Source organism: Halohasta sp. A2, from assembly GCF_056175805.1.
The window spans coordinates 1-397 of record NZ_JAQFWV010000226.1; the positions used below are offsets into that span (position 1 = coordinate 1).

The window sequence follows — 397 nt, forward strand, 5'->3', positions numbered from 1 at the left end:
AGCACCACGATCTCACAATCAAGGAGTTCTTCGTCGACGAGGTGGGTCTCGACGATGATACTCCTCGAGGAGACAACGAGGAATCCGGCTACGAGTGGGAGGTTAGCAGTGACGAGACTATCGAAGCAATCCAGACGTATCTCTCGACACAGCGTAACCGTGGGGAGCTCGCGCCGTCAACGATAGTCAGTCGACGCTCTCGACTCGCAGAGTATGCTCGAATCTACGAGCAGTTGCATGGCCCACACAGTCTCATCCGAAACCTCGATAATATCGACGAGCGGCCAGCCGAAAACGACCGCTGTATGGAGGTCTTCGACGTCCTCAAAGACCGTCTGTCGACCGATCAATCTCGGCTCAAGTACCTCGGTGATATCCAGCAGTTCTACGACCACCA

The 397-nt window shown here is 54.9% G+C and carries 1 pseudogene; it reads left to right on the forward strand.

Annotation, left to right across the window (positions count from 1 at the left end):
• Nucleotides 1–397, forward strand: a pseudogene (locus O2S87_RS18910) (site-specific integrase); the annotation flags it as partial.